The organism is Paenibacillus sp. FSL R7-0345 (genome assembly GCF_038595055.1).
Classification (GTDB): domain Bacteria; phylum Bacillota; class Bacilli; order Paenibacillales; family Paenibacillaceae; genus Paenibacillus_AQ.
The window spans coordinates 3,373,886-3,397,774 of the sequence record NZ_CP152002.1; the positions used below are offsets into that span (position 1 = coordinate 3,373,886).

The following is a 23,889-nucleotide window of genomic DNA, read 5'->3' on the forward strand; positions in this document are numbered from 1 at the left end:
TTCCAGCGTCAGGTTCTGCTTACGGTCGATGTAGCCGACAATGTCAGCACCCTGCTCACCGGATTTGTAATATTTTTTACCGTAGAGTGATAATACCTTTTTTTGGAGTCACCGATATGTATGCCTTTGGCTGTAGTAAGCGGTTTATCTGTGCCGGAGATGATCAGCCGCATAATGTTCCCCTTTTCAGAACCATTATTAATAGAAGCTGTCCCTAATCCACCTTCCCACTCATAGTAATCGTACATTGTGTTATCTTGCTTACTCAGAGGTTGCTGGTACTTGCCGGTAAATGAGCTGCTGCCGATATTTTCCCCGATTTTCACACCTCCCACCGACTCCGCAGAGAGATCAGTAGACCGCGCCAGCATTTGCGGACGGATAAAGAAGTAGCCTATTACGATAATAGCGACCAATCCGATTGCGGTGCTCCATATGATTTTTTTCGTACGCATAAGTCCTCCTTTTGCTAAAATGTAAATCTGCCAATATAAATTAATCAGTGAATCTCAGACTATCATAAAGAGATTTTATGAAAAAGTTACCATAAATCAATCGTTTTGCCCGCGTACGGCGTCTTACATATAGATAAGCAATATAGGGCCCCTATATAGAAGCTGTAACCAAATAGAGAGGGGGAGCAAAAAATGATAGAGCATACGATGAATGAGATCTCTTCTGCAGATACTGCGCTTTTGGAGGAAGAGGCTTTTTTCAAAAGGCTGTATGTCGAGCACCGCAAATTGTATGCTATCGCCTACAGTTATATGCGGAATGAAGCGGATGCGCTGGAAGTGGTGCAGGAGGCATCATGCCGGGCCTGGATCAAGCGAAAAAAGCTAAAGGACGGGCACTCCTTCACACCCTGGCTGATCCGGATCACCATTAACTGCTGTATGGACGAGCTGAGGCGCAAAAAACGGGTTTTTCCGGCGGAAAAGCCTGCGGAGCAAGCTGCACAGGAAATGCAGAGCAACGAGCGGATTGATCTGGAACGGGCGATACACCGGCTGAAACCGAAATACCGGCATGCCATCGTACTTAAGTATTACCAGGACATGACAGTGACGCAAATCGCGGAGGTGCTGAAAAAGCCGGAGGGCACAGTCAAAACCTGGCTCCGCGACGGACTGAAGCAAATGCGTGCCTATCTGCAGAAATAAGGGAGGCGAAACGATGAAAGATATAGAAGAGCAGCTGCTGCACCAGAATGTAAGTGACGTGAAGCAGCAGACGGAGGCTATGCCGGAGATGAGGATTTATCAGGCGATGCAAAGTGGCATTCGTAAAGGAAAGCAGCAGTCCCGGAAAAAATGGTTGATGTCAGGTCTAAAGATTACAGTGGCCGCTGCCGCTGTTGTTCTACTGTTGTTTACTTTTTTGAAGACACCTGATGATGCTGTGGAGTATACGGTCCATACTGCAAGTCCGGCTAACGCCGGGACAGCTTCATATCCGTTCGATGCTTCACTGATCAGAGACAAGACCCTGCTGAATGCACTGAATCAAAATCTGTTGCAGCCGGTTAATAAAGGAGTAGAAAAAGCTGGCTTTAAGGTGGAAATCAAGAACACTGTAAGTGACGGGCGGCAGGTATTTATTATATACAGTGTGCAGAATAACACAGATCAGACTGTAATCCATGCAAATTTTGGGCTGGAGTTTGGTACGATTGAAGCGGCTAGCAGAGGTGCTAAATTAGAGGTAGCGGGTGACGCAAGTGAAATCAGAGCGGGAGATACCGTCTATTTTGTCTACTCCAACTTACTTTCGCCGGATGCAGACTATCCGGAAAATGTCAATTATAAAGTGATTCTGACACAAACATCGGATAAGGCTCTGTCTTCCAGTAGCAATAAATACCGTACTAATCTGGATGTATCATTTAAACTGGATACGGATATGCTTAAGGACCGCAACCAGACCTGGACAGCCAAGCAGGATCTGACAGTAGCCGGACAAAAGCTTAAAGTGAACGGGGTGCTGTTTACTCCTCTAAGCACTTATGTGGATTTGGAAGCGGATGAGCGTAATGCCAAACAGGTTAATGGAATGATAAATCCTGTTCTGATCGGCAAAAGCGGAGACAAGATCATAAAATCCTATTATCCAACTGTTATCACAGCTGACAATTCAGAGCTCTGGAAGGACCGGTCCCATTTTACGCTTGTATACACCAGTAAAGAGTATAAAGCTCTGGACAGCCTGTCTCTGAAAACCTTCGGGATCGCGGCGGTTGATAGAGATCAGATGAAGCTTGTTGTTGATCTGAAAAAGCGGCTGATTGTAGAAGCGCCAGACGGCTTTTCGATAAAAAATGCGGGTGAATCAGCAAAACCGGGTGTAATTACTTTCCGGAATAAGCGGGAAAACATAGAGACACAGGACAGCTTTATAATGCGTCTGGCAGAAAATTATACAGATGCAGATGGAAAAGTGTATACGAGACCGGAAGGGGAAGGGGTCTTTACACAATCAGTAGCACGGGGAGCCACTGAATTTGATGAGCAATACGATTACAACTTCGGCTTGCAGGCTATCGATTATCCGCAGCCGCTGACTGTTGAGATAGAGCGCTACTGGAATCCGGTGAGGGATACGCAATCGGTGGAACTTATTCCTATACAAAAGTGAACTTGGAAAAAGCAAACCAAAGACAAGCCGATCTGCTAAAAGCAGAATCGGCTTGTTACATTAACACATATAGTTATGCCAGCCGGCTTACCGGAAATTGCTGAACCATCCCCAGTCAAAGCCTGCGGGCTGAGCCTGGGCAGAATCGCCGGAAGAAGCTAAGTCTGATGATGTATCTGATGCATTGTCAGATGCTGTGTCTGGAGCGGAGCTATCTTTTGTTGTTTGCGGTTTAGCCGTATCGGCGGGATCACTTGCTGTATCTGCAGCAGATCCGCTGTCTGTGCCGGCCGTTGAGCCGGATCCGGCTTTGCTGGTGTCTTGTCCATTTACCGGCAGCACCCGGCGGGCAGAAGTATAATGCTCATCCCACCAGCCACTGTCCAGATCGGTGACGGTTACGCCGCCATCTCCGTAGGTGTGCAGGATTTTTCCGTCACCGATATAAACGGCCACATGATGAATCGGCGAGTAGAAGAACACTAAATCACCCGGCTGCAGCTGGCTTCTGGATATAGAAGTTCCGTCCGTTGACTGCTGCTTGGAGGAGCGGGAAAGAGTGACGCCGTGCTGTCCAAAGATATACTGGGTGAAAGAGGAGCAGTCAAAGCTGCTGGTATTCCCTGCCTCAGCTCCGTACTCATAGCGGACACCTTTATATTTCATGCCGGTAGCAATAATCTGTTCGGCAAGGCTGGTATTCGAAGCTGTTGCACTTACAGTGCTGTTAGCGGTTGCTGCATATGCTTTGTTGTTGGTATCCATGAAGCCAGTTCCGGCAGTAAGCAGGGCAGTACCCAGACTTACACCAATGACCAGGCTGCGAAAACGATTTGTACGGTTAGTTGTATTCATAAGTTACCTCCTGAATTGTTGTCTGGTAAGCTTCTGAACCCACTCTAACACATATAAAAGTAACACCATTTACCAGCAAATGTGATATTCCAGTGCCCGCAAGGCTTTAGGACCTTTTATTAAGAAATGATGACAAAATTTTAAACAAAATGTTCTTGACAAGATGTTCAAACGATCAATCCTTATAAAAATCCCGCTGATTGCCTTCCCTGAACTTACGGGGAGAGATGCCGATGACCCTGGTAAACAGGATAGAAAAATAGTTGGCGTTGTCGTATCCGACCATTTTGGCGATTTCCCAGATTTTTTTGTCCGTTATGGCCATCAGGCGCATGGCTTCACCCATCCGGCGCTGAATTAAATAGTTGATGGGCGAGATACCGAAATTATTTTTATACATATGAACCAGATAGTAAGAGTCAATATGAAAAAGCTGTGCCAGATCGCCAAGGGTCAGCTTGCGCCGGTAATTAGTATCCAGGTAAGCTTTGATCTGATTCGCGAGTGAAGCTTTTTCCTCCTTGGCAGTCCGGTTCTGTAAAAGAATCATCCGTTCAAGGAGTAACAGAATCGCTTCCAGCAAATGCTGTGAAATCCGTTCGTAGCCTCTGCCACGCAGCGAAAATTCATTGACCAGGCTTTGAATCAGCATGGACAGCTCACCTGTGTAATGATTGGAACGGATAACAGGCTCCCAGCCGGGAGGAACAACCCAATCGCGCTGTGTATCAATCGGGGGGAGAAAACGAAAATTAAAGTAATAAGTAGACAGCGGCTGGTCAGGGTCAGACTGTTCCTGATGCAGCGTACCCCGGTTGTAGACAAGCACATCCCCTTTTTGGGCAGTATAGGCTTTACCGTCGATTACATAGGAGCCCGCCCCGTCTTCAATATAAATGACCTCATGCAAATCCTCATGCTTGTGAAGCGCAAATTTCCATTCCGGGTTGGCGCTCAGCTTGCCTGCATAAATAAGTTCTCCGTTAAAAGCCCCGCTGTTCATGTTCATCAGCAAATCCGCATTTTCGTCCATACCTTATCCCGCTTTCATTCAAGTATTCTAATGACAAGATATATCATCTTTTTGGTAAACACAACAAGAACCTTTATTGTTCCAATACCTGTTCATTTGTACAATGAAGCAAGTAAGAAGGCAGAGCTTAGTGAATGGATGTGACAGTATGCAAACAGCCGGATTGGGGAAGTTCCGCATGTTATGGAATGAATAGGGGGATGTACGGATCCCAAAGGCGGTTCTGTTATAACTGCAGGCTGATTTACAACCGGTGAAAGCGGAACCAATCCGGGCGGAGCCTGGTTGAAAACGGTCAGCAATATATATAATATTTTCGCGTGAGGATTGATTTGGATCTGAACAGCAGCCAGGGGGAATTATGAAAACAGTAAATGAACGGGGTCTGGTATTTTCTTTTACCTTTATGGCCTTTTTGCTTGGAACTACAGAGTATATTATCGTCGGGCTGTTATCGGAAATCGCCGCTTCCCTGCAGATTACACTAGCAGTTGCGGGCAGTCTTGTATCCGGCTTTGCCATTGCCTATGCACTGGGAACACCGGTACTCATGACACTGGTCAGCAGATTGCCCAAGAAGCAGACGATTCTGGGTACGATTGCCCTGATCGTTGTGTTTAATCTGTTCAGTGCCGTGTCGGGTACGTACGGATTAATGCTATTCACAAGGATCGCAACGGCGGTGTTGTGCGGACTTGCAATTTCCCTGTCCCTCTCTGCAGTAAGCGAGGTTGTCACTCCGGCCAGGCAGGGGAAATCTGTCTCATATATACTGGGCGGCTTTGGTATTGCTAATGTGCTTGGGGTGCCCATCGGTACTTTTGTCGGCCAGCATTTTGAGTGGCAGGCTGCATTTATCCTGACAGCAGTGATGGGAGTGGCCGCATTTGTGCTTAACCTGATCGTTATTCCTTCTAATCTGACAAACACCAAGGCTTCGCTGAAGGACCAGCTCAGCCTGCTGACTAACAGACGTATCATACTTGCTTTCCTGATCCCGGTATTCGGGACCGGTGCCGTATTCAGTATCTACACTTATATCAGACCGCTTATGGATCAGGTAATGAACATCTCTGCAGCATCGGTCAGCTGGGTGCTGCTTGCGTATGGCCTGGCTACGATTTTCAGCACCTGGCTCGGCGGGATTGTCGCTTCCAGCAATGCGCTCGGCAGATTAAGAATAGTCTTTCTGGTCCAGGCAGCAATCTACGTCCTCTTTTTCTTTGCAGCGCCTATTCCTGTGCTCGGTCTGGTCTTTCTGATTCTGAGTGCCTGTGTGTCTAATATTCTGAATGTAACGTCGCAGCTGTATCTGATTGAGCTGGCAGTTGAACATTCACCGGGTTCGCGGGATTTTGCAGCTTCGCTGAACCCGGTTGCTGCCAACACCGGTATCGCCGGCGGGTCGGCCCTTGGCGGGCTGGTGGTCGGAACAAGCGGGCTGGCATCCTTATCCTGGACTGCGGCAGGAATAGCACTTGCAGCCTTCGCGGTCACGGCCATCAGCTACCGGCTGAAGCGGAGGTCAGTAGTACGTAAAGAGCAAGCAGCCGCGGCTTAACGAAAATGCATGAAGATTTTTCATGGCGAATCTCTTTATTTTTCCGGCAAAAGTGTCGATACAGTAGTAGACACAATTAGACACAGATCATACACATATAGGAGAGAGCCATGGATAACCTTACTGCACTAGTATTAGCAGCACCCTTTTTTAAACAAGTTCACGCCCAGGATATTATGATTGGTGTTACAGACAGGGAAATCTTTCATTACTATGCACCAAGCGAGACGCTGGACTTCGGTCTGACTAAAGGAAGCCCCGTTTCCCCGGATGATCCTTCACTCGGCAACGCGCTTGCCGGACGTGCAACAACGAACCGCTTGCCTGCCGAGCTCTATGGAGCGACCGTTATCTCTTCGGCTATTCCGGTTTACGGGACGGACGGCGAAGTGATCGGCGCTTTTGCGATTGCTTACACGCTGGAGAATGAAGACAGAATGGAGCAGCTCACAGAGAGCATTAATACAATCAGCGGACAGCTGATGGATATGGTCCAGAATGTAGCTGCCCAGTCGGAAGAGCTATCGGCAACAACGGCCCAGATTCTGGATAACTCGCGGCAGACAGTCCTGGAGTCCAAACAAGTGAACAAGGTAGCCGGTTTCATCAGGGAAATCTCGGAGCAGACGAACCTGCTGGGCTTAAATGCAGCGATTGAAGCGGCCCGGGTTGGTGAGCAGGGGGCAGGTTTTGGTGTGGTGGCATCGGAAGTGCGTAAGCTGTCTGTCAATACCAAAGAAGCAACCAAGACAATTGAGGATTCACTGGCTCTGGTGCAGCGGTCAATCCGCCACATGGAACAGGAGATCGAAGCGATTGCCGCTTCTTCGGCTGCCCAGGCGGAGCTGGTTACCCAGTTCAGTGAAGTCATAGAGCGGTTGAATGAGACCAGTGGAGAAATGACGAAATTTATTTCCTCTATTATTCAATAAAAGATTCTGATTCAGGGATGCCCCGGGGCCGGTTGATGGCTGGTAAGGGGCATCCTTTTTTGGTGCGACAAAATCTTAATGCAATCTTAATGCAGGCGCCGAACTTGTAATGCTATGCTGATTTTGCACATGCTATACTAGCTAACAGCAACTACAATTCCGGAAAGGGAATGGATATGGCACAACACCGGAACAGCGCTGTTCCACTGCAGGATCAGGGTTCAGACGGCATACAGAGGAAACAACGCGGCAGACTAAAAATCTTTTTCGGATATGCGGAAGGCGTCGGCAAAACCTTTGCCATGCTGAATGCTGCTCATGATGAGCGGAGAGACGGTAAGGACGTAGTGGCCGGGTTCATTGAAACGCACGGGCGTCCTGAGACGGAGTCGCTGATGGAAGGCCTGGAGCAGCTGCCGAGGCTGGAACAGCCTTCCCGTGAATTTGATCTGGATAAGGCGCTGCTCAGGCGGCCTGATCTGATACTGGTGGATGAGCTGGCTCATCATAACGGTACAGGCTGCCGGCACAAAAAGCGGTATCAGGATATCGAGGAGCTGCTACGCGCAGGAATCAATGTGTATACAACAGTCAATGTACAGCATCTTGAAAGCCTGCATGACATTGTTGCAGCCATTACGGGTCTGACCGTGCAGGAGCGAATTCCTGACAGCGTATTTGACGGGGCAGACCAGATCGAACTGGTCGATATTCCGCCGGATGATCTGCTGGACCGCTTCAATAAAGGGAAGCTTACCGCAGATGAGCAGGAGGGACCGGAGGAAGGTTCACAGGTTTTTGTCAAAAGCAAGCTGATTGCCCTGCGGGAAATCGCCTTGCGTTATACCGCGGATCAGCTGGGACGGATTGCCCGGCAATCCGGTGACAGGGCAGCTGAAGAGACTTATCATACAGGCGACCACATTCTGGTCTGCCTTTCCTCTGCCGCCTCCAGCAAAAAGGTGATCCGCACGGCAGCGAGAATGTCGGAGGCATTCCGCGGGTCTTTCACCGCACTGTATGTGGAAACGCCGAGAAGTAAAGACTTAACTCCCAAGAGCAAGGCGGAGCTCCGCGATAATCTGCGGCTGGCCGAGCAGCTCGGGGCTCAGCCGGCCACCGTTTACGGTGACGATGTTCCGGCACAGATTGCAGAATACGCTGTTTCCAGCCGGGTGACCAAGATTGTAATCGGCCGGCCGCGTAACGGCAAAAAAAGATGGATTGCCAAAACGAATATCGTGGATAAATTAACGGAGCTGGCACCGAATATTGACATTCATATCATTCCGGATACCCAGTCAGCCCGGTACAACCGTTTTCCTGCCTATTTGAAGCCGCGGGGCTTCTCTCCGGCATACGCCTTGAAGACACTTATCATTCTGGCGGCATGCACGCTGATTGGGCTATGGTTTAAGCATCTCGGATTCCGTGAAGCGAATATCATTACCGTATATATTTTGGGTGTTCTGCTGAATGCGATAGTGACTAATGGAAGGCTGTACAGCGCGGCCAATTCCATCCTCAGCGTGCTAGTCTTCAATTATTTGTTCACAGAGCCTTATTACTCGCTGATTGCAGCTGACACCGGTTATCCGGTTACATTCCTTGTTATGCTGACCGCTTCCTTCATCAGCAGCACACTAACGATGCGGATCAAGGAGCAGGCCCGGCAGTCTGCGCAAAAAGCGTACCGGACGGAGGTTCTGCTGGAAACGAGCCGCAAGCTGCAGCAGGCGGAAGATGCGGAGGCGATCATCAATGAAACAGCTGTCCAGATGGTCAAGCTGGTGGACCGGACCGTGATTTTCTATCCGGCAGGTCCGGATGGATTGGAAACACCGCTGATCTATCCCAAGCCGGAAGCTGCTGTAGCCCCGTCACAGTATACAGAAGTGAACGAATGGGCGGTCGCCGACTGGGTCTACAAAAACAATAAACGGGCCGGAGCAACCACAGATACCTTTTCTGCGGCCAGCTGTCTGTATCACGCTGTGCGTGCAGGCGATACGGTTTTTGCGGTGGCAGCCATTGTGATGGACCAGGAAGAACCGCTCGGCATCTTTGAGAAAAGCCTGATGATTGCCATGCTTGGCGAATGCGCTCTGGCACTGGAGAAGGAGCTGCTCAGCAGCAGGCAAAAAGAAATCTCCATTCAGATCAGGCAGGAACAGCTGCGTGCCAATCTGCTGCGCGGCATCTCCCATGATCTGCGGACACCGCTAACCAGTATTTCCGGCAATGCCGGCATTCTGCTGGCCAACCCAAGTGTACTTAGTGAAGCACAAAAAATAGGGCTATACACAGACATCTACGATGATTCAATGTGGCTGATCAATCTGGTGGAGAATCTGCTGTCCATTACACGGATCGATAACGGCAGTCTGAACCTGTATTTTCAGGCGGAACTCCTTGAGGAGGTTATCGCTGAAGCACTGCTGCATGTAAACCGCAGCAGTGCAGAGCATATCATTCAAACCCGGCTTGAGGATGAGCTGCTGATGGCCCGGATGGATTCCCGGCTGATTATGCAGGTGCTGATCAATCTGGTGGATAATGCGATCAAGTATACACAGGCAGGCTCCGCTATTATAGTATCGGCGAAAAGGGAGCGGCAGATGGTACGGGTCACAGTTTCCGATGACGGCCCGGGCATATCGGAGGAAGCCAAAAGTAAGCTATTCGATATGTTCTTCACGGCGGATAATCTGCGCGGTGACGGACGGCGAGGTTTAGGGCTGGGGCTATCATTATGCAAATCCATTGTGCTTGCCCATGGAGGAACAATAGAGATTACGGATAATATACCGCAGGGGGCTATTTTTAGCTTTACCCTGCAGGCTGAGGAGGTGAACGTTCTTGAATAAACCGTTGATACTTGTCGTTGAGGATGACAAACCGATCCGCAAGCTGATTACAACTACACTGGAGACACAAGGCTATAAATATCACACGGCTGAGACCGGGGAGGCATCCATCCTAGAGGCGGTATCCAACCAGCCGGATCTGATGATCCTTGATCTGGGGCTGCCGGATATGGACGGTGTAGAGATTATCCGCAAAATCCGGGCATGGTCCAACCTGCCGATCATCGTGGTCAGCGCCCGCAGTGAAGACCGCGACAAGATCGATGCGCTGGACGCCGGGGCAGATGATTATTTGACCAAGCCGTTCAGTGTCGAGGAGCTGCTGGCCAGACTGAGGGTCAGCCTGCGCCGGATCCGCTATGACAGCGAAAAGCTGCAGAAGGATGCGTCCGTTTTTACAAACGGCAATTTGAGGATTGATTATGCAGCCGGCTGCGTATGGATGGGCCAGGAAGAAATCCATCTGACTCCGATCGAATACAAGCTGCTCTGCCTGCTCGCCAAGAACGCGGGAAAGGTGCTGACGCATAATTACATCCTGCGGGAGATCTGGGGCAGCCTCACTTATGACGTACCAGCCCTGCGTGTCTTTATGGCAACCCTGCGCAAAAAGATCGAAAAGCCGCCGGCCCAGTCCAAAATCATTCAGACCCATATTGGCGTGGGGTACAGAATGCTGCAGAGCGGCGAGGACAGCAAATTAGGCTGATTTTTAATATAACCAACTTAATCCAATCTGCCTAACAGGGCAGCAACACGGCCATACTCATAGGAGTATGGTTTTTTTTAATGCAATCTAAATTGCCCGGCAGGTACTCTAATCCAGAATTAACGGCACAAGTAGTACGCTGGAAACATGAATTTACTTCACAGAACGAATGCTAAAGGAGAGTCAAAGATGGATGATATGCTGCAAACAGCAGGTGTGGCCGCGATGGTGCTGGTGCTTCTTATGTCTGCCAAAAGATTCTTTGATCTGCGTGATCTTCGGAGACCGGTTGAAGCGGAGGATGAGGAGGCAGTGCGGAAGGCGGAGGAGGTGGTGCGGGGGTTTAGTTCGGGGAAGGGGTAATGATAATTTTATGGCTGAGCTAAGCAGACTGCTCGCTGGTAACGGCAAATTTACTTTGTTATAAGTTCTATTAGTTTCTTTGCATCCTTATTTTTTAACCGGAACAGGCTATCTAAACTTCCTCTTATTAAATATCCAGAGCCTTTTTCGATGTTTAAATGTAGATCATATCTTGTTGTTTTATCATCATTATAATCAAGTATGATTTTATATTCTGAAGGACCTACATCAATTGCACCATGTTCTTTCTTAGTAGAATTCACAGCAGTTTCAATCATTTTTATAGAGGGGGCATCAGTATACTCCTTTTGAATTCCATTTGATTCAATAGTAGCTTTAATTACCTTTACTTCATCTCCGCATGCGGTTAAAAATGATAGTGATAGGATAAACAAAAGAAAAAATCTGATTCTACTTTTCATAAAATGCTCCTTAGAAGATATATAAAGGAGACTGTTATTCGGTCCCCTTTATATATTAGAGTAGTAAAGATTACTTATTTAAAAAATAGTTATTATATATACCATTCAAAATGCTTTCTCTCGAGTTATTGCCGCTTTTACTAAAAGTTACATTTTGTTCCGGTAATGAATTTACTTCTTCCAAGTCAAATTTTCCGTTATTTCTATTTGTTAAAAAATATTGTCCTTCTTTTTGTGAGAATTCATTTTCTTCCTCCTTGAGGAATTATATGGAAACATATGTATTATATATTATCATCTTTTTTGTGCGATATATTTAATTTAAGGAAAAAAATAGAATTTAAATAAAAGTGTTTGTAATTCCGCCTGTTTTTATTTTACAATCATGTGTATAATAAATAAGACTAACTAATGACAGGAGCTGACAGGATAATGTAGGATTTCTTGCGCTTATATAAAACGATAAAACAGATTTCCGCGAGGCCACCAGGCTTTGTGTGTTTTATGCTTTATGTGCAAGAAGGTCCTGCATCCTTTCACTCAGAATAATAGCCGTATCCGCCGCTTACTTAAGGGGCCGGGTCTGCTGTATTTTATTTGAGCTGCGGAAGCATACCTTCTTGCAGCTCATTTTATTTGGTACAGGAGGTTATTTGCATGTCATTAATTAATGTCTCGAATCTTACATTTGCCTATGACGGCAGCTACGATAATATATTTGAAAAGGTAAGCTTTCAGCTGGATACCGACTGGAAGCTGGGCTTTACAGGGAGAAACGGGCGCGGCAAAACAACATTTTTGAACCTGCTGCTCGGCAAATATGAATATAGCGGAACCATCTCGGCAAAAGTGGGCTTCGACTATTTCCCGTTCCCGGTGGAGCATCCTGAATACTTGACCATGGACGTCTTTGAAGAGATCTGTCCGGATGCGGAGCAGTGGCAGTTCGTTCGTGAATTGTCCTTATTAAAGGTTGAGGCGGATGATGTGTTATACCGGCCGTTTGAGTCGCTGTCTAACGGAGAGCAGACGAAGGTGCTGCTGGCAGCGTTATTTTTGAAGGAAAACAGCTTCCTTCTGATCGACGAGCCGACCAATCACCTTGATATGGAGGCCAGACAGCTCGTCAGTGAGTATCTTAACAATAAAAAAGGCTTTATCCTGGTTTCCCATGACCGTGCGTTTCTGGATAATTGCGTCGATCACATCCTTTCGATCAATAAAACCGGCATCGACATCCAAAAAGGCAGCTTCTCGGAATGATGGGACAATAAACAGCGGCAGGACGCCCGTGAACTGGCGGAGAATGACAAGCTGCAGGCCGACATCAGGCGTTTATCAGACGCAGCCAAGCGTACCAGCAACTGGTCGGACGAAGTGGAAAAAAGCAAAAACGGTACGCGTAACTCCGGCTCCAAGCTGGATAAGGGCTACGTCGGACATAAGGCAGCGAAAATGATGAAACGCTCCAAATCGATGGAGCAGCGCCAGCAGAGCGCAATTGATGACAAGTCGAAGCTGCTAAAAAATATTGAAAGCTCAGCCAGCCTGAAGATTACCCAGCTTCCGTATCACAAAAAACAACTGGCCGAATTTGACCATATCTCGATCCATTACGGGGAACGGAGGGTATGCAGTGACATCAGCTTTGTAATTGAACAAGGCGAGCGGATCGCCATTTCGGGCAAAAACGGTTCCGGCAAATCCAGTCTGCTCAAGCTGCTGACCGGGGAGGATATTAGCTATGCAGGAACATTTCGGACCGGCAGCCAGCTGAAAATTTCCTATGTATCCCAAGACACCTCGTATCTGCAGGGCAGCTTAACCGATTACGCACGGGAGCAGGAGATTGATGAAAGCCTGTTTAAGGCGATTCTGCGAAAGCTTGATTTTTCCAGGGTACAGTTCGAAAAGGATATGGCCTCGTTCAGCGGAGGACAGAAGAAAAAGGTGCTGATCGCCCGGAGTCTCAGTGAGCAGGCCCATTTATACATCTGGGATGAGCCGCTGAATTTTATAGACATCTATTCCCGGATGCAGATTGAGGAGCTGCTGCTTGAATCTGCGCCGACGCTGCTGTTTGTGGAGCATGACCGGGAATTTTGCCGGAATATTGCTACTAAAACTATCTCGCTTTAAAAAAATGCCGGCTGCATGAAGTTAAGGGATAAGAATATCGTCCATCATTAACCGTTTATTATCAATTGCTGCTGCTTTATTTTTCCTGTAAACTTCAGCTGAATAGCTGCGGGGCTGATCCCTGCTGCTTCTATCCTGCTGAAGGAAAGGATTTTACTATGAACGATATACACAGTCTTCATCCTAACAAGCTTACGATAACAATGTGGGATTTCTCCTGGTACACGATGACGCTGCCGGGTGAACCTTATCATGATCTGGCCGCCCGGTTCGCGGAAGCGGTAGAGCGCGGGTACAATACGATTCGAATCTGTGCTATGCCATTCCTGTTGTTTACCGCTGAAGGCAAACGTCCCGGCCCGCTGAAATTCGGCAGCCTCGGCAAGGTCGGCCAGCGGACCAGATGGTACAACTGTATCGGCGGAGCAGAGCTGGACGGGCATGCCCATCTGCTCGAGCTGTTCAAACAGGCAGCTGCGCATAACTGCTATATTATGCTGTCCTCGTGGGAGTACCAGCAGAGCCCGAGCTTTCTGGCGCACCCGCAGCTGCGCGACGAGCTGGCGGCAATTGCACCTGAAGACCGGTTCATGGCGATTGCCAAATCGATGAGCCGGTTAATCCATTACGTAAAAGAAGCCGGATATGGCAAGCAGATTATATATGCGGAGCTGCACAATGAGGTGGAGTTCGGTCAGCTGACTGCCGTTGGAGCAGCCCAAGGTGTGGCGTTTGAAAATGTACCGGCTAACGTGAGAATCATGCAGCCTTATATTGAAGAAGCCGTCGGCTATCTGCGCGGGCAGCATCCGGATACACTAATTACAGCAAGCTATACTGTAAATGAGGAATATCCGAAAGCTTATGTAGCCCGCAATATGCAGGTCGGACATTATCATCTGTATATCAAGGGTGTGCTGAACGAGCTGATGCATAGTGCCGGGATTGATGATGACAATGTGCCGTTTCCCGGTGAATTCGTCCAATCACTGCTCAGGGAGGATGCACCGCCTTTTGAGGAATGGAGCCTGCCTGAAGGCCAGGAGTGGCGGATGGAGGGGAACCCCGTGGGCATGCGGCTGATCTATCTGCACGACTGGGCAGACCCGGACAAATGGGATCTTTTCCTGTATGACAGATACGGGGCGCATAAGATCGCGATGCTGCAGAAGGCTGATAAATCCTTTGAAGAAATCCATGAATGGGCAGTCCAGGCAGACTTGCCGATTGTAATCGGGGAAGGTTATGTCGGGTATACGCCGCTGCTGGCCGGCTTCGAGGAAGGGCCTGTAGGCAAATTTATCGCCGAATATGCGATTCGCAAGGGAATGGGGCTCGGCTTCTGGGGGATGACGCTCTGCTCCAACTCCGCACCGCATCATCCGTTCTGGGATGATATCGCCTGGCAGCAGAAGTGGAACCGGTTTATTCTGGAGAGCTAGACAATTGGCAGCGATGATAGTCATGATAAAAGGCGGCTGCGCATGTTCTTATGATGAAGAACATGTGCCAGCCGCCTTATTTTATAAGGGCTGATTTAAGATGTGTAGTCTCTGCCGAGACCCAGCTCGGTCAGCAGCTGTCTGTAGGCAATTGAAGTCCGGTCAGCCGGAATATGCGCTTCTGCGGTCAGATCCAGCGGCAGATCCTCCGGAGTCTGGGCTTCTACCATCTCCCGGTCCTCCGAGAATACCTGAAGATTGAATTTAATCGTGTCCTCAACAGGTACGGACTTATCGAAATTGCGTGAGATCGGGCAGAACAACCGGGTATAACGTGCAGATACAGGAGAGGCGCAGTTCAGGATCATCAGCTTCCCGTCTTCCGGAAAATGAACGGTAAGCGATGCCGCGAAGGGGGCAAACACCCGGAATGCGCGCAGCCACATAAAGCCTTCCGGTGCCGGATTCTCCTGGCCTTTGCCGTAGTTGCTGACCGTGCTCCAGTAATCGGCATGCAGCTCAGTGCCTTCCCGTCTGACCTTATATTGCGGAACCTCTGTGTTGTCAGGATCGGCAAATGAATCAGCATGAACGTAAGCAAAATGGGACACATCCAGAAAGCCTTCCATCTGGCGTCCTGACGAACCGGCAATATCAAAGCTGGGCGGCAAAATATTAACAAAATCCGGATCATCCCACCCGCTGAATTCCGGAAGCTGCTCTTCCGTTCCGGCCAGCGAGGTCCAGATTAACCCGTAGCGTTCAACGGCAGGGTACATCATGAGCTTTAGCTTTGGTGAGATTTTGGCGTTTGGATGTGCGGGAACGGAGGTGCAGGCACCCTCGCAGTTATAACGGAACCCGTGATAAGGACAGACAATTTCTTCATTTTCGACCCAGCCCAGACTTAGCGGGGCTCCCCGGTGGAAACAGAGATCGCGGGCAATCACAACCTTGCCGTGGCTGCGGTAGCAGACCAGCTTGACATCCAGTAGCTTGACGGATACAGGCTTATCTTTGATTTCCTCAGCGATGGCAACCGGATACCAGTATTGGGACAGAACCTGCCAGTCACCCGGTGTAAAGGTACAGTTACGGGGAAGCTGCATTTGAAATTCAGCGAGCGCATTACTTTTTGTCATGGTAGGTTCTCTCCTTTAAGTTACGGATAGTGGAAATGCAATAAACCCCAGGTTAAAGAGGCACAGAGGGGAAGAGGGTTGTATCTGCAAGTTCAAATACAAGCCGCATCAGCTCATGCATCCTCTTGTAGCCTGGGGCAATTTACGGTTGCCTGGTCGAGACGCCCACTCCGATTAATGGGCTTATACAAGATCTTAAATGTTATATAATATGACATTTATCATATTAAATATATTATTCCACGCAAGACATCTTTGTCAATGTTATTTTAAATGACGTATTGGATATTTTTTTTATTGAAAAAGCAGAAATAAGCAAAGAAAAAAGAGCACCTGCAGATCGCTAATGTCAGTTATCCTCTCGAAATCACTGCATTGAACCATCCGGGTACTCTTTAAGGGCTTATTTACTCAACTCGTGGCGCAGCCAGCAGACTTTCTGCAATGTAATCGAGCTGGGCATTAAGGGAGTAAATATCGCTGTAATAGGACAAGCCGAAATCGATGTTAATGAGCCGGCCCGCTTTTACCGCAGGGATACTGTTCCAGATCGGGTCCTGGGTGAGATCGGCCATCCCTTCATAGGATGAACGGAACATGTAATCCCCGCTGTAGTCGGCCAGTACTTCAAATGATACATCCTCACCGGTTGCTCCCGCAGAAGTCTCAACCTTCTCCTGAATAATTGCCGGGGCTTTCATGCCCAGATATTCATAGATTACCTGGGAGCCGCGTCCGAACTGCTTGCTGGTCACAACAGCCATGCTGCGTTTAGCGCCGCCCTCCATAATGGATACAGTGCGGTCAAGGATACCGGCGCCTTTGAGCTTCTGCTTGCTGTCTTCGACCTTAGCGTAGAACTCATCAAACAAGCTCTTTGCCTGATTCTCTTTACCGAGTGCTTCTCCGATAAAGGATACACGCTCCTCGTCGCTCATTTTATCGTAAGGGACCAGTACAGTAGGGGCGATGTCCTTAAGTACTTCATAGGTTTTATCCGAAGGTACAATAATCAGATCCGGATTAAGTGACAGGACAGCTTCCGGGCTCGCTTCAAACCAGGTTCCCAGCTTCTGTACATCACTGAGCTCATCTTCAAAGGCAGCCCCTTCAGAAACATCAGATACGCCGACCGGCTTAACACCAAGCGCCAATACATCTCCGAGCATGTACAGAACTACGACACGCTGTGGATCAGCGGGAATTTCAATATCCCCTTTGACCGTTGTAATAATCCGGCTCTGTGCTTCTGCAGCGGGTTTCTCAGTAGCCGCAGGCGCAGTGCTTGCCGGGGGTGACGGGGATGCGCTGCTGGCAGCTGTATTGGTATTTCCTGCTCCGCAGGCGCTGAGCACGATGGTGAAGCATAACAGTAAGGTAATAAAAAGTGACGGTCTGGCAGATTTAAACATGAATGACGCTCCTTCTGATTTGTATTGATAATGATTATCAACACTATAACCAAGCGAAGACGTACGGACAATGTCAAAACCGGACGCGCCCGATGTCATTTCCGGCCAGGCAGCAGCTGCTTTTACTGAGTTTTTGTACCTGCCCGGCGAAATCCCGAAATGCTTTTTGAACATCCTTCCGAGATAATACGCATCCGGATGCCCGATGGCAGCTGCAATATCATGCAGGCTGGCCTCGGTGTGGAGCAGCAGCTCGCGGGCCTTTTCCATGCGCAGGCTGATCAGATACTGGTTGGGGCTGGTGTGCAGGCGTAGCCGGAATAGTCTGGACAAGCTGCGCGGGCTGCTCCCTGCGGCCTCGGCCAGCTTGTCCATGCTTAGAGGCCGACTGATGTTATTCTCCATATACCGGATTGCTGTCGCCAGCACATCCGGCTTCAACGGCTGGATATGCTGTGCATGCAGCTGTCTAAGCAGTTCATACACCCATTGATACAGCAATGATTTTACATACAGATGCTCCAGTCTGCCGCCCTTTAGCCAGTGCTCATGCATCACCTTAAGCTTATCAAGCAAAGGGAGCGGAGCGTCCGGACTGCATATGTATTGGAGCTCGAACGGGTTGTCACGATTCATGACGGACAGCAGATGTTTGCGGGCAGGGAGGGCAAGCCTTGCTCTGTAGAGGATTAAATAATATTTAACCAGCTCCGCAGGCGGGGGCAACTCAATGATTATTCCTTTGCCTCCGTGGATCACGGTTCCTTCGTATAGTTCATAGCGGATACCGTCCATGAGAATTACTGCATTCCCATGGGTTGCACATATAAAAGCACTGCAAGGCAGCCGGTACCGGAGAAATTGCTCCCCGTGACTGGAAGTATGGCGCCGGATATCTATTATTTCTACCGCTGCATGAGTCCAAAGTAAAATATGTTCCTTCAAATTCATAAATATGTTCAACCCCCTTGCTTCGTAGAGTGAGTATAACTGATAATGATTATCAGTGACAACGAAAGTGCAGGCAAAATTTTTTTAAATCGAAATATCCTTAGTCCATTCCAGGCAATTGGTTTATACTTGAATGGTATTACCCAGTATTATCCAACCCTTGCGCGATATAGCAAGGAGTAAAAGTGTAATTAAAGGAGGTACAATATTACATGCTGCAAGCCCCTGAAATTGTGATCGAAGAATACGAGCCTCTCAAACATGCCAAGTCAATCGCCGAAATGTGGAACCGGAGCTATGAAAGCTGGGGTGGGGACAACTCATACCAGACGGAACAAAGCGTTATCGATGAGCACCAGAATGGTACCCATCTTAAGCTGTTTCTGGCAGTAGCAGGCGGAGAGGTTATCGGATACTGCAGCTTTTCCCACTACAAGGACGACACTGGAGCATTGTATATCCCTCTGCTGAATGTCAGGCCGGATTATCATGGACGCAAAGTCGGCAAAATGCTCATACTCCGCGCGCTTGAGGAAACAATCCGTCTTGGCTGGCCGCGGCTGGACCTTTATACCTGGCCGGGTAATACCAAGGCGGTGCCGGCGTATAAGAAAAGCGGATTTTTCTGGGAGAAACGCGATGATTCCACGCACCTGATGAACTTTATCCCGTCTGTTCTGCAGACCGGAGCGGTGAAGCCGTTGTTTGAAATACTGGACTGGTACTCTGACAGTATCCGGGAAATATCCGTTAAGCCGGATGGCCGTAATGAAAAAGGGTTTGACTATTTTACATATGAATGGCAGAAGGCTGACCTAAAGCTGAAAATGGAATATGAGCGTACCGGACGCGGCTTACGGCTGATTGAAACGGAGGATTACCTGATTCAGGCTTCCATTCCGGTACAGCATCAGCTGCCTTTCGGCAGCAGTTATCCGATAATCTATGAAGCGTTGAATAAAAGCGGCAAGCCACTCACTGTGCAGGTCAAGGGAATCAGCAATCCGAAGATCAGCTTTGAGCTGGCGGAGACGAGAGTTGTTGAAACTACAGGGCAGGTTGAAGGGCGGTTCTACGTTCATCCGGTAGAGGAAGAGCAGGATTCTTACCAGACTCATCCGGTTATCGAGGCAGAGCTGCTCATAAATGGGCTGCCTGCGGTCTTTAAGCTCGGAATCGAGCCGAAGTTCCCGGTTAAACTCAAACTGGCGTTGCCGGACCGCACAATGATTTATAAAGGTGAGACGTTTGAGCTGGATTTGACTGCGGAGAATGAATACGATACGGAGACATTGTTTAGCTTCAGCTTGCCGGATGATTCCGTTTTGGCGTTTCAGCAGTCAGATGTACAGATTAAGGTCCCGGCAAAAGGCCGCAAAACATTGGCTATTCCCGCCGTTCTCAAAGAATACGGGATCTGGAATCACCAGCTGAATATTACTGCGCATACAGGAAGTCCGGAATCTGCATTGACTGAACAGAAAGTCAGCCTTGTTTTCCCTGGAACGCTTGCATCTTTCGGCGGGCAGACAGAGAATGGGTGGATGATCAGCAGCGGACGGTATTCGGCACACTTGGACAAGTCCAAAAATACGCTTAAGCTTTTTGAAGACAGGCATAGAGTACTCGAACTGCAGTATCCAAAGTTCGGACTGCCCTATACGAATGAATTCAAAAAGTCAGCTGCCGAGCAGGTTACCCATTACACGGATGGCGATGCGATGGTGCTTGAAGCCCGTTATAAGCTGGATTCCGCGCGGGAGGGACTGCTTTTAACGACACTGGTCAAGCTCCACGGGAACGGTATCATTGAACGCTATCATCAGCTCCATAACACTTCGGGTACGGATTTTACAGATCCAGTGCATCTTAAGGAAAGCTTCGGCTTCAGCCTTGAGGGCGCCGTAATGCCATATCTTGGACAAAATCTTGATCTGAAGCAGGGCGTGCACGCCGCCAGCGCCGACTACTGGGACGTCCAGAACCTGACGGAGAACTGGCTGTACGCCGATGACGGTACGATAACGAAGGGCATTGCCTGGCCGGCAGACCGCGCCTTAGTCAGGGACCACTGGCTATATGCGGTTGAGCATCCGTTTGAAGGTATTACCGCCGGCGCAACTGTAGAGACAGGGCCGTTGCGGATTGCCTTGGGCACCTGGAACAGCTGGCGGGATTTCCGCTCCTTCGCGCTGCAGCAGGGGCATTCACGCGCAGAGAGCCTGGATACATCCAGTCAGCTGAAGATTAGCCTAAATGGCGGGAATCCGTTTATTAGCGGGCAGACTGAGCTGCGGCTGCAAGAGCAAAAAATGAGCTTTTTGGAAGGGGAAATCTCCGTTTCCTCAGCAGCTGAGAGTATTGCGCCGCATAGCCTGGTGATTAATGCAGTCCAGCAGCTGGCTGAAGCCAGTCTGCCGCTTGTTCCATACGGACAGGCAGAAGCAGATGTGCTCCGGCTGCAGCTTGATATGGAAACCTATGAATCGGCTGAAAGCTATCTGGTGATTCCGGTATCAAGTGCTGAAGTAAAGCATGATACCCGCCGTACTGAGCAGGGTGAGGTGCTTACAGCAGACAACGGAGTGCTGCGGATTCAGGCTGACAGCAGCTTTGCACCGGTACTGTTTTCGTTGCAGCATCAGGGTCAGGAGTGGCTGGATTCGTCCTACCCGTCCCCGCAGCCCAAGTCCTGGTGGAATCCGTGGACCGGCGGAGTGGCGGCAGGCCCGGACGGTATTTCCCCGCTCAGTCTACTGGAGGAACCGCGGGAAGCGGCTTTTGCCGAACTGACAGATAATAAAGGAAACTGCTGGTCAGGGATAAAGCTCAGCATATCCGTTACCCGTAACCGTAAACTACGCGGGCTTACGCTGCATCACTATTTCCTGCTGCTTCCTGGTGCGCCGGTGCTTGCTTCTGTAGTCCGGATCGTGCAGAATACAGATGCACCGCTGCATCCGCTTGATCTGCATAACATTGCCTTTTACAAGACAGGCAGCTTGCTGAAGGGCAGCAGGGGAACACTAAAAAATGCGCACGGTGAGCAGATCACTTATAAAGCAGGGCGAGTCCAGAATGAGACAACCAGCGCAAGCGGTATTATTCAATATCATTCGGATGAGCGGAAGCAGCGGCTGAGCCTAATCAGCAGTCCGGACAAAGCAGCTCCTGAGCTGATGGTTAATACTCATGTAGTGTCTTCCTATACGTCAGAGAAGCTGTTCTTGAAGGATGGGGAGACGCAGTTCAGCACACCGCAGTTTACTGTGCTCTCTGATCTGAATATCCCGGAAGAAGCGTTCCGCGATCTGTTGACCGTCAGATTCACAACCGATACTCCATGAAAGGATTTATCTATGAAAATCATCGATGCACATGTTCATTACTCCAATATTGAAGCTTTTCATGAAACGGCCCGGACACTGGCGAATATTGATTATTCGGAAAAGGGGCTGCTGGAAGAATTCCGGCAATCCGGTGTCATAGCGGGTGTGGGGATGGGGGTTACGGAGACGGTTCCGGGCGCTTTTCCCGATTCTGCGGCGCTTAATCCGATGAGGCTTGATCTGGAGGACAACCTTCCGGACAACCTGTATACCTGTGTCGGCATCAACCCGCTGACCCTGCATCTGGATGGGCAGCTCGAGGCACTGGAGCAGTCCCTGCGCGAAGAACACGTTGTCGGGATTAAGCTTTACGCAGGCTACTATCATTTCAATGTCGGCGATGAGATTTACGACCCTGTGTACAGGCTGGCATCCCAATATAATCTGCCGGTAGTCATTCATGGCGGACTTACCTATTCGGACAGGGGGCTGCTTAAATATTCCCATCCGCTATCAATGGAGGAGACCTTCCTTAAGCACCGGGATCTTACCTTTATGCTCTGCCATCTTGGAGATCCCTGGGTAATGGATACCGCAGCCCTGCTGGAGAAAAATCCGAACCTGTACAGCGACCTGTCCGGCTGGATCGTCGGCGATCCTGCCAAGGTGGACAGGCTGATGGGCGAGCAGACGTATACCGATCATTTCCGCCGGGCCATTGTTTTCGCCGAGAAATATGACCGGCTGGTATTCGGTACCGACTGGCCGCTTGTTCCGCTTACGGCCTACATCACATTTGTGAAGAACCTTATTCCTGAAGTACACTGGGAAGATGTCTTCTACAATAATGCGCTGCATGTATTTCCCAAGCTGGAGCAGCTGATCAGTAAAATAAAATAATCCGGCAGCTGTATGGAAGTGCCTGTCAGAGAGAGGGAATTCATCATGAGTAAAGTTATCGTCATCGGTGCAGGAATTCTGGGCGCCTCAACAGCTTATCAGCTGGCGAAGCTGGGGGCGGAGGTGCTGATCATTGACCGCAAGGACCCGGGACAGGCGACTGATGCCGCTGCCGGGATCATCTGCCCCTGGCTGTCGCAGCGGCGTAACAAGGCCTGGTACAGACTTGCCAAGGCTGGTGCGCGTTTTTATCCGGGTCTGATTCAGGAGCTGGAACAGGAGGGCGAGACTGACACCGGTTATGCACAGGTTGGAGCGCTCAGTGTTCACTCCGACTGGGACAAGATCCTCAAGCTGGAGGAACGGGCGCGGCTGCGGCTTGATGACGCGCCGGAGATCGGCGCAATCAGCTTGCTGGAAGAGCAGGATACAAGGTCTGAGGTGCCGCTGCTGGCGGAAGGGTATAATGCCCTGCGGGTCAGCGGAGCTGCGCGGGTGGACGGGCGTGCGCTGCGTGAGGCGCTGCTGCGCGCTGCCCGGCGGAATGGGGCCCGGCAGATCAGCGGTGACGCAGTGCTGCAAACCGAAGGCAAGCGGATCACAGGGGCGGCCGTTGACGGCGAAGTTTATGCTGCTGACGCCGTAGTAGTGTGTGCAGGGGCATGGGCGCCTTCACTGCTGCTGCCGCTGGGCCTCCGCTTTCAGGTCAGCTACCAGAAAGGCCAGATCCTACATCTTCAGACCACCGGTCAGGAAGATACCGGCTCCTGGCCTGTCGTGATCCCGCCGACAGACCAATATCTGCTGTCTTTTGCCGATGGCAGGATCGTTATCGGGGCCACACACGAAAATAATGTGGATGGCTTTGACACACGAGTTACAGCCGGGGGAATGCAGGAGGTACTGAATAAAGGACTGGAGCTGGCACCGGTTTTGGCGGATAGTACCATTCAGGAGGTCAGAGTAGGCTTCCGGCCGTTCACTCCGGGATTTCTGCCGGTGATTGGCGCCGTGCCCGGCTGGGAAGGAGTGCTGGCAGCCAACGGCCTCGGAGCGTCGGGCTTAACCATGGGGCCGTTTATCGGGAGCCAGCTGGCGAAGCTCGCTCTGGGCTTGACCCCGGACATTGAGCTGGAGGATTATGAACTCAGCAAAGCGATGGAGCAGCAGGGTTAGTACAAACACAAGGAGGGCGATT

At 49.7% G+C, this 23,889-nt stretch carries 16 protein-coding genes, 2 pseudogenes and 1 riboswitch; of the genes and pseudogenes, 12 read left to right on the top strand and 6 right to left on the bottom strand.

From position 1 onward, the window contains the following. Positions 1-8: 8 nt before the first annotated feature. Entirely contained in the window at positions 9-455 is a 447-nt protein-coding gene (locus NST84_RS14345; protein ID WP_342566216.1) for a hypothetical protein, read from the bottom strand. 192 nt (positions 456-647) lie between these two features. Here NST84_RS14345 and NST84_RS14350 point away from each other — a divergent pair, with 192 nt between their 5' ends. Together NST84_RS14350 and NST84_RS14355 are read left to right on the top strand one after the other, a co-directional pair. Continuing rightward, complete coding sequence (locus NST84_RS14350) at positions 648-1,163, top strand: sigma-70 family RNA polymerase sigma factor (protein ID WP_342566217.1); 516 nt, start codon at positions 648-650, stop codon at positions 1,161-1,163. A 13-nt stretch (positions 1,164-1,176) separates the two neighbouring features. Further along, complete coding sequence (locus tag NST84_RS14355; protein ID WP_342566218.1) at positions 1,177-2,634, top strand: hypothetical protein; 1,458 nt, start codon at positions 1,177-1,179, stop codon at positions 2,632-2,634. Between the two features lie 336 nt (positions 2,635-2,970). On the opposite strand, the pseudogene NST84_RS14360 reads toward NST84_RS14355, so the two are convergent. Then, a pseudogene (locus NST84_RS14360) lies at positions 2,971-3,399 on the bottom strand (C40 family peptidase); the annotation flags it as partial. Positions 3,400-3,664: 265 nt separating this feature from the next. After that, positions 3,665-4,522 carry an AraC family transcriptional regulator gene (locus NST84_RS14365; protein ID WP_342566219.1) on the bottom strand — a complete coding sequence of 286 codons (858 nt, stop codon included), beginning with the start codon at positions 4,520-4,522 and terminating at the stop codon, positions 3,665-3,667. 361 nt (positions 4,523-4,883) lie between these two features. Between NST84_RS14365 and NST84_RS14370 the strand changes: the two genes are divergently transcribed. From NST84_RS14370 to NST84_RS14390, 5 genes are all read left to right on the top strand, one after another. Beyond that, positions 4,884-6,083, top strand: coding sequence for an MFS transporter (locus tag NST84_RS14370; RefSeq protein WP_342566220.1), 1,200 nt, complete (start codon positions 4,884-4,886; stop codon positions 6,081-6,083). Positions 6,084-6,193: 110 nt separating this feature from the next. Next, positions 6,194-7,015 (top strand): methyl-accepting chemotaxis protein, encoded by an 822-nt coding sequence (locus tag NST84_RS14375; protein WP_342566221.1) that lies wholly within the window; start codon positions 6,194-6,196, stop codon positions 7,013-7,015. Positions 7,016-7,185: 170 nt separating this feature from the next. Further along, on the top strand, positions 7,186-9,882 hold the full coding sequence (locus NST84_RS14380) for a sensor histidine kinase KdpD (RefSeq protein ID WP_342566222.1): 2,697 nt from the start codon (positions 7,186-7,188) through the stop codon (positions 9,880-9,882). Then, entirely contained in the window at positions 9,875-10,591 is a 717-nt protein-coding gene (locus tag NST84_RS14385) for a response regulator transcription factor (protein ID WP_342566223.1), read from the top strand. Before NST84_RS14380 ends, NST84_RS14385 begins: the two co-directional genes overlap by 8 nt. A gap of 189 nt (positions 10,592-10,780) precedes the next feature. Further along, the gene (locus NST84_RS14390; protein WP_342566224.1) at positions 10,781-10,954 is read left to right on the top strand and encodes a hypothetical protein; all 174 of its coding nucleotides are present in this window, start codon (positions 10,781-10,783) and stop codon (positions 10,952-10,954) included. A 50-nt stretch (positions 10,955-11,004) separates the two neighbouring features. Here NST84_RS14390 and NST84_RS14395 read toward each other — a convergent pair whose 3' ends face one another. Then, positions 11,005-11,376, bottom strand: a complete 372-nt coding sequence (locus tag NST84_RS14395; RefSeq protein WP_342566225.1) for a hypothetical protein — start codon at positions 11,374-11,376, stop codon at positions 11,005-11,007. 657 nt (positions 11,377-12,033) lie between these two features. Here NST84_RS14395 and NST84_RS14400 point away from each other — a divergent pair. Together NST84_RS14400 and NST84_RS14405 are read left to right on the top strand one after the other, a co-directional pair. Then, a pseudogene (locus tag NST84_RS14400) lies at positions 12,034-13,515 on the top strand (Lsa family ABC-F type ribosomal protection protein). Between the two features lie 158 nt (positions 13,516-13,673). Further along, a complete protein-coding gene (locus NST84_RS14405; protein ID WP_342566226.1) occupies positions 13,674-14,957 on the top strand; it encodes a cellulase-like family protein in 1,284 nt (427 codons plus the stop codon). Between the two features lie 95 nt (positions 14,958-15,052). Here the strand turns inward: NST84_RS14405 and NST84_RS14410 are convergent, their stop codons facing one another. Continuing rightward, complete coding sequence (locus NST84_RS14410) at positions 15,053-16,099, bottom strand: aromatic ring-hydroxylating dioxygenase subunit alpha (protein ID WP_342566227.1); 1,047 nt, start codon at positions 16,097-16,099, stop codon at positions 15,053-15,055. A 108-nt stretch (positions 16,100-16,207) separates the two neighbouring features. Further along, a riboswitch (purine riboswitch) is annotated at positions 16,208-16,310 on the bottom strand. Positions 16,311-16,506: 196 nt separating this feature from the next. Next, positions 16,507-18,462, bottom strand: coding sequence for an AraC family transcriptional regulator (locus NST84_RS14415; RefSeq protein ID WP_342566228.1), 1,956 nt, complete (start codon positions 18,460-18,462; stop codon positions 16,507-16,509). 212 nt (positions 18,463-18,674) lie between these two features. Here NST84_RS14415 and NST84_RS14420 point away from each other — a divergent pair, with 212 nt between their 5' ends. From NST84_RS14420 to NST84_RS14430, 3 genes are read left to right on the top strand one after another with little or no spacing between them, the layout of a single operon-like run. Next, on the top strand, positions 18,675-21,809 hold the full coding sequence (locus tag NST84_RS14420; RefSeq protein ID WP_342566229.1) for a GNAT family N-acetyltransferase: 3,135 nt from the start codon (positions 18,675-18,677) through the stop codon (positions 21,807-21,809). A 12-nt stretch (positions 21,810-21,821) separates the two neighbouring features. Continuing rightward, on the top strand, positions 21,822-22,691 hold the full coding sequence (locus NST84_RS14425) for a TatD family hydrolase (RefSeq protein WP_342566230.1): 870 nt from the start codon (positions 21,822-21,824) through the stop codon (positions 22,689-22,691). Positions 22,692-22,736: 45 nt separating this feature from the next. After that, a complete protein-coding gene (locus NST84_RS14430; protein WP_342566231.1) occupies positions 22,737-23,867 on the top strand; it encodes an FAD-binding oxidoreductase in 1,131 nt (376 codons plus the stop codon). Positions 23,868-23,889 lie beyond the last annotated feature (22 nt).

Bases quoted from the DNA above. Each gene is read 5' to 3' on its own strand.
- NST84_RS14345 (WP_342566216.1), bottom strand. From the start codon at position 455: ATGCGTACGAAAAAAATCATATGGAGCACCGCAATCGGATTGGTCGCT.
- NST84_RS14350 (WP_342566217.1), top strand. From the start codon at position 648: ATGATAGAGCATACGATGAATGAGATCTCTTCTGCAGATACTGCGCTT.
- NST84_RS14355 (WP_342566218.1), top strand. From the start codon at position 1,177: ATGAAAGATATAGAAGAGCAGCTGCTGCACCAGAATGTAAGTGACGTG.
- NST84_RS14365 (WP_342566219.1), bottom strand. From the start codon at position 4,522: ATGGACGAAAATGCGGATTTGCTGATGAACATGAACAGCGGGGCTTTT.
- NST84_RS14370 (WP_342566220.1), top strand. From the start codon at position 4,884: ATGAAAACAGTAAATGAACGGGGTCTGGTATTTTCTTTTACCTTTATG.
- NST84_RS14375 (WP_342566221.1), top strand. From the start codon at position 6,194: ATGGATAACCTTACTGCACTAGTATTAGCAGCACCCTTTTTTAAACAA.
- NST84_RS14380 (WP_342566222.1), top strand. From the start codon at position 7,186: ATGGATATGGCACAACACCGGAACAGCGCTGTTCCACTGCAGGATCAG.
- NST84_RS14390 (WP_342566224.1), top strand. From the start codon at position 10,781: ATGGATGATATGCTGCAAACAGCAGGTGTGGCCGCGATGGTGCTGGTG.
- NST84_RS14395 (WP_342566225.1), bottom strand. From the start codon at position 11,376: ATGAAAAGTAGAATCAGATTTTTTCTTTTGTTTATCCTATCACTATCA.
- NST84_RS14405 (WP_342566226.1), top strand. From the start codon at position 13,674: ATGAACGATATACACAGTCTTCATCCTAACAAGCTTACGATAACAATG.
- NST84_RS14410 (WP_342566227.1), bottom strand. From the start codon at position 16,099: ATGACAAAAAGTAATGCGCTCGCTGAATTTCAAATGCAGCTTCCCCGT.
- NST84_RS14415 (WP_342566228.1), bottom strand. From the start codon at position 18,462: ATGAATTTGAAGGAACATATTTTACTTTGGACTCATGCAGCGGTAGAA.
- NST84_RS14420 (WP_342566229.1), top strand. From the start codon at position 18,675: ATGCTGCAAGCCCCTGAAATTGTGATCGAAGAATACGAGCCTCTCAAA.
- NST84_RS14425 (WP_342566230.1), top strand. From the start codon at position 21,822: ATGAAAATCATCGATGCACATGTTCATTACTCCAATATTGAAGCTTTT.
- NST84_RS14430 (WP_342566231.1), top strand. From the start codon at position 22,737: ATGAGTAAAGTTATCGTCATCGGTGCAGGAATTCTGGGCGCCTCAACA.